Consider the following 5,010-nt stretch of genomic DNA (forward strand, 5'->3'; position numbering starts at 1 on the left):
CTGCGATTGTGTCTACCTTGTCCAGGCACTCAATTTTTCCTTGCTCCAGCGACTGAACCATGCTTGGCGCACCGCTTGCCTGAACCCCGTAAACCTTGATTTCAGGTCTTAGCTGTTTGATTGTAAATGCAACGCCGGAAATAAGTCCGCCGCCGCCTACAGGAACAATTACAGCGTCTGCATCAGGCAGCTGGTCTAAAAGTTCAAGACCGATGGTTCCCTGACCTGCAATAACATTTTCATCATCAAAAGGATGAATAAAAGTATAACCCTTTTCATCTCTTAACTGAATTGCCTTGTTGTATGCGTCATCATAAACGCCTTCAACTAAGCAGACATCTGCTCCGTATCCCTTTGTAGCCTCCACCTTGGAGATAGGTGCGCCGTCAGGCAGGCAGATAAGGGATTTGATACCGTTTTTTGTAGCTGCCAGAGCAACACCCTGTGCATGGTTTCCGGCGGAGCATGCAATAACGCCCTTTGCTTTTTCTTCATCACTGAGCTGAGAGATCTTGTAATAAGCGCCTCTTACCTTAAAAGAACCTGTTATCTGAAGATTTTCAGTTTTCAGATAGATTTCACTTTCAGGGTTAAGCTTGGGCGCATGTATCAGAGAGGTTTTTCTGATAACATCTTTAAGTACATAATTTGCATTGTAGACTTTATCAAGAGTAAGCATATAAATACATCCATTTCATTTTAAATTTTTATTTGTACAAACTAAGTTACCGGGATGAAAGCATTTTATCAATAAACTGCTTTGCCGCCCTTGCAGAGCGTCCGCTTCTTCCCACAGCGTAGCGTTCTGCTTCCTTTTCAAGCTCTTCTTCAGGCATATCAAGTCCCTTAAGCTTTGCAAGACCTTTTACAATTTCAAGATATTCGTCCTTGTTAGGCTTTGAGAATGTAATGCTCAGACCAAAACGCTCTGACAGAGAAATAAGCTCCTGTACTGTATCATTGCGGTGAACATCGTCACCTTCTCTGTCGGAGAAGGATTCCTTTACAAGATGGCGTCTGTTGCTTGTGGCGTAAATTACAATGTTATTGGCTCTTGCCGAAACAGAGCCTTCAAGGATAGCCTTAAGCGCCCCGAAATTGTCATCGTCCCTGGCAAAGGAAAGGTCATCAATAAACAGGATAAATTTTAGAGGATTTTTGCTTAAGCTGTCAATAATAACCGGAATATCACGAAGCTGATCCTTTCGGATTTCAATGATTCTCAGTCCCTTGTCACGGAACTCGTTTGCGATTGCCTTGACGGAGGAGGATTTGCCTGTTCCGGCGTCACCTGTCAGCAAAACATTTGAAGCAGGCTTTCCGTTTATAAGTGCGAGAGTATTGTCAATGATCATCTGACGCTGTTTGTGATAGCCAATAAGCTCTGAAAGCTTTATTTCATCCGGATATTTTACCGGAACTATATGGCTGTCTTTAACAATGAACATGTAATATTTTGCATAAATTCCATATCCGAATTTATCAATATTTTCGATTCTTTCCCTGTATTCCTTTTTGAAGTCATAGGGAGTATTGTCCCAGTCGGGCAAAAAGCCGTCATAGGCGATCTCCTTTTTCACTGATTCAGAAGTCATTTCCGCAATCATCTGAAGATCCTCAAGCTCGCTGTAAAGGCACTCCTCCATTTTTTGGCTTATTTCAAGCTTATGGGCAGTCCTTATCATGTAAATATTTTCGTCCTCTAAAATAAGAGTGAGAATATATGAGCTTAAGTCGTTATGATGGCGGTAAAGATTAGAAACAAAATCGGAATAAGCCTTTATCTGCTTTAAAGTATCGTTGTCCTCAAAGCTTTCAAAAAGCCTTTCCAGACTCTGAATAGTCCGGCAGTTTCTGACATCTCTGAAAATTACCAGAGAACTTAATCTGTAATGAAGTTCCTGTAAATAGTTATTCAAGTTTAAACGCCCCTTTATCAGAGAAGCTCCAGGATTTTTTCAGTAACTTCCGTTGTTGTAAGCGGTGTTACACCTGTGTTTCCGGCAAGATCTGCTGTCCTGTAACCCAGTTCAAGGAACTTGTCAACAGCAGCATCAATAGCGTCAGCTTCCTTTTCAAGGTCAAATGAATATCTGAGCATCATTGAAGCTGAAAGAATTGTAGCAATAGGATTTGCCTTGTTCTGTCCTGCAATGTCAGGAGCAGAGCCGTGGATAGGCTCGTACATGCCACGCTTTGCAGAACCCAGGGATGCTGAAGGCAGCATTCCGATAGAACCTGTAATCTGTGAGGATTCATCTGAGAGAATATCGCCGAACATATTGGAGGTTACAACAACATCAAACTGTGCCGGATTTTTAACAAGCTGCATTGCTGCATTGTCAACCAGCATATCTGTGCAGGTAACATCAGGATAATCTTTTGCGATTTCGTGAATAGTAGCTCTCCACAAGCGTGAGCTTTCAAGAACATTTGCCTTGTCAATGCTGATAACATTCTTGTTTCTCTTTCTTGCAGTTTCAAAGGCAACCTTTGCGATACGCTCAATTTCCATCTTGCTGTAGCATTCTGTGTCGTATGCTTCTTCGCCGTATTTGCCCTGTCTTCTTCCTCTTTCTCCGAAGTAGATACCGCCTGTAAGCTCTCTTACCATCATAAGGTCAAAGCCGTTTGCAACGATATCAGGACGCAGCGGACAGGAGTCCTTAAGAGCCTTGTAAAGCCTGGCAGGACGTAAATTTGTAAAAAGTCCCAGTGCTGAACGGATTCCCAGAAGTGCCTTTTCAGGACGCTGGTCACCGGGCAGATTATCCCACTTCGGACCGCCTACTGCACCCAGCAGTACGCTGTCGCTTGCCAGACAGCCTTCAACAGTTTCTTCCGGCAGTGGTTTTCCAGTTGCATCAATAGCCGCACCGCCTATAAGATACGGAGTAAAATTGAATTTATGACCAAATTTTTCAGCTGTCTTTTTCAGTACTTCAACTGCACTGTCAACGATTTCAGGGCCGATTCCGTCCCCTCTGAGTAAAGCTATATTAAATTCCATGTTTTGTCATTCTCCTTATTTAAAACTGCCGTTTTTAATTGATTCAACCAGTCCGCCGTTTGTGATAATAGACTGAATAAATTCCGGGAACGGTTCTGTTTTGAATTCTTTGCCGGTAGTCTTGTCTGTGATAATACCCTTGTCAAGGTCAGCTTCAACAGTGTGACCTTCTTCAATTGCATCGACTGCTTCCGGACATTCTAAAATTGCAAGACCAATATTAATAGAATTTCTGTAGAAAATTCTTGCAAAGCTTTTTGCTATTACCAGGGAAATACCGCTTTCCTTTATAGCAATAGGTGCATGTTCTCTTGAAGAACCGCAACCGAAATTGAATCCGGCAACCATAATGTCACCCGGTTTAACACGGCTTGCAAAAGTAGTATCCAGATCTTCCATACAGTGAGAAGCAAGCTCTTTTTTGTCGCTTGTATTCAGGTATCTTGCAGGGATAATAACGTCTGTATCAACATTGTCGCCGTATTTAATAACTGTTCCTTCAAACTTCATAATTACAGCACCTCCTTGGGTTCAGCAATTTTTCCGGCGATTGCAGAAGCTGCTGCCACAGCCGGACTTGCAAGATAAACTTCCGAATCAACATGACCCATTCTTCCTACAAAGTTTCTGTTTGTAGTTGCAACGGCTCTTTCGCCCTTTGCAAGAATACCCATATATCCGCCCAGACACGGACCGCATGTAGGAGTTGAAACAACTGCTCCGGCATCGATAAAGATTTTAAGCAGTCCCTGTTCCATAGCCTCAAGATAGATTTTCTGAGTAGCAGGAATAATAATGGTTCTTACGTTTTTGGCAACCTTTTTGCCCTTCATGATTTCAGCAGCAAGCTGTAAATCCTCAAGTCTGCCGTTTGTACAGGAACCGATTACAACCTGATCAATTTTAATATCATCAATTTCGTCAACTGTATGAGTATTTTCCGGAAGATGAGGGAAGGAAACTGTAGGCTTAATCTCGCTTAAATCAATTACATAGGTTTCATCATAAGCTGCGTCATCATCAGCCTTGTAAACAACAGGTTCTCTGTCACTGTGTTCCTTTACATATTCAATAGTCTTGTCGTCAACCTCAAAAATACCGTTTTTAGCCCCTGCTTCAATTGCCATGTTAGCCATACAGAGTCTGTCGCTTACGGAAAGGCTGTGAAGACCTTCACCGGTAAATTCCATTGAACGGTACAGAGCACCGTCAACGCCTATCATTCCGATAATGTGGAGAATTACGTCCTTGCCTGTAACGTACTTGTTAAGGCTGCCCTTAAGTTCAAACTTTATAGCGGACGGTACTTTAAACCAGGCCTTTCCGGTAGCCATTCCGCATGCCATATCTGTAGAGCCGACACCTGTGGAAAATGCACCCAGTGCGCCGTATGTACATGTATGGGAGTCCGCACCGATTACTGCATCTCCTGATACAACAAGACCTTTTTCCGGCAGCAGAGCGTGTTCAATACCCATCTGACCTACGTCGTAGAAGTTTGTAATGTCCTTTTCACCGCAGAAGTCACGGCACATTTTACACTGTTCAGCCGCCTTGATGTCCTTGTTAGGAGCAAAGTGATCCATAACCATAGTAACCTTGTCCTTGTCAAAGACGTTTTCAACGCCAAGCTTATTGAATTCCTTTATGGCAACAGGAGAGGTAATGTCGTTGCCGAGAACCAAATCAAGGTTTACTAAAATAAGCTGTCCTGCTTCAACCTTGTCCAGTCCCGCATGAGCCGCAAGAATTTTCTGCGTCATTGTCATGCCCATTTATATCATTCCTTTCATTCTTTTTAATTTGTACTGCTTAGATAAATCGGAATTTTCAGCAACTATCTTCGTAACTTATTGAGGGAAACCCTTTTGAAAAAGGGTTATCCCTCAAACTCCCTTCCTAAAACTTCACCTGATTTTTTCTCAGAGGGGCGATGCCCCTTTGAGAAAAAATAAAATAAAAGTCTTTGGAAAGGGGTCTGGGGAAGAACCTTTCTTCAG

Annotated in this window: 5 protein-coding genes; all 5 read right to left on the reverse strand. The window is 42.7% G+C overall.

Annotation, left to right across the window (positions count from 1 at the left end; all coding sequences use genetic code 11):
* Positions 1–679, reverse strand: a 679-nt coding sequence (locus ACI4WO_RS00295) for a threonine ammonia-lyase (RefSeq protein WP_439805559.1), incomplete at its 3' end; no start/stop codon positions are given.
* A gap of 46 nt (positions 680–725) precedes the next feature.
* Positions 726–1,919 carry an ATP-binding protein gene (locus ACI4WO_RS00300; protein ID WP_439805560.1) on the reverse strand — a complete coding sequence of 398 codons (1,194 nt, stop codon included), beginning with the start codon at positions 1,917–1,919 and terminating at the stop codon, positions 726–728.
* A gap of 17 nt (positions 1,920–1,936) precedes the next feature.
* Entirely contained in the window at positions 1,937–3,010 is a 1,074-nt protein-coding gene (gene leuB, locus ACI4WO_RS00305; protein WP_439805561.1) for a 3-isopropylmalate dehydrogenase, read from the reverse strand.
* Between the two features lie 15 nt (positions 3,011–3,025).
* Entirely contained in the window at positions 3,026–3,520 is a 495-nt protein-coding gene (gene leuD, locus ACI4WO_RS00310) for a 3-isopropylmalate dehydratase small subunit (RefSeq protein WP_439805562.1), read from the reverse strand.
* A 2-nt stretch (positions 3,521–3,522) separates the two neighbouring features.
* Positions 3,523–4,785, reverse strand: a complete 1,263-nt coding sequence (gene leuC, locus ACI4WO_RS00315; protein WP_439805563.1) for a 3-isopropylmalate dehydratase large subunit — start codon at positions 4,783–4,785, stop codon at positions 3,523–3,525.
* Between the last annotated feature and the right edge of the window lie 225 nt (positions 4,786–5,010).

This window comes from Porcipelethomonas sp. (assembly GCF_051893655.1).
Taxonomy (GTDB): domain Bacteria; phylum Bacillota; class Clostridia; order Oscillospirales; family Ruminococcaceae; genus Porcipelethomonas.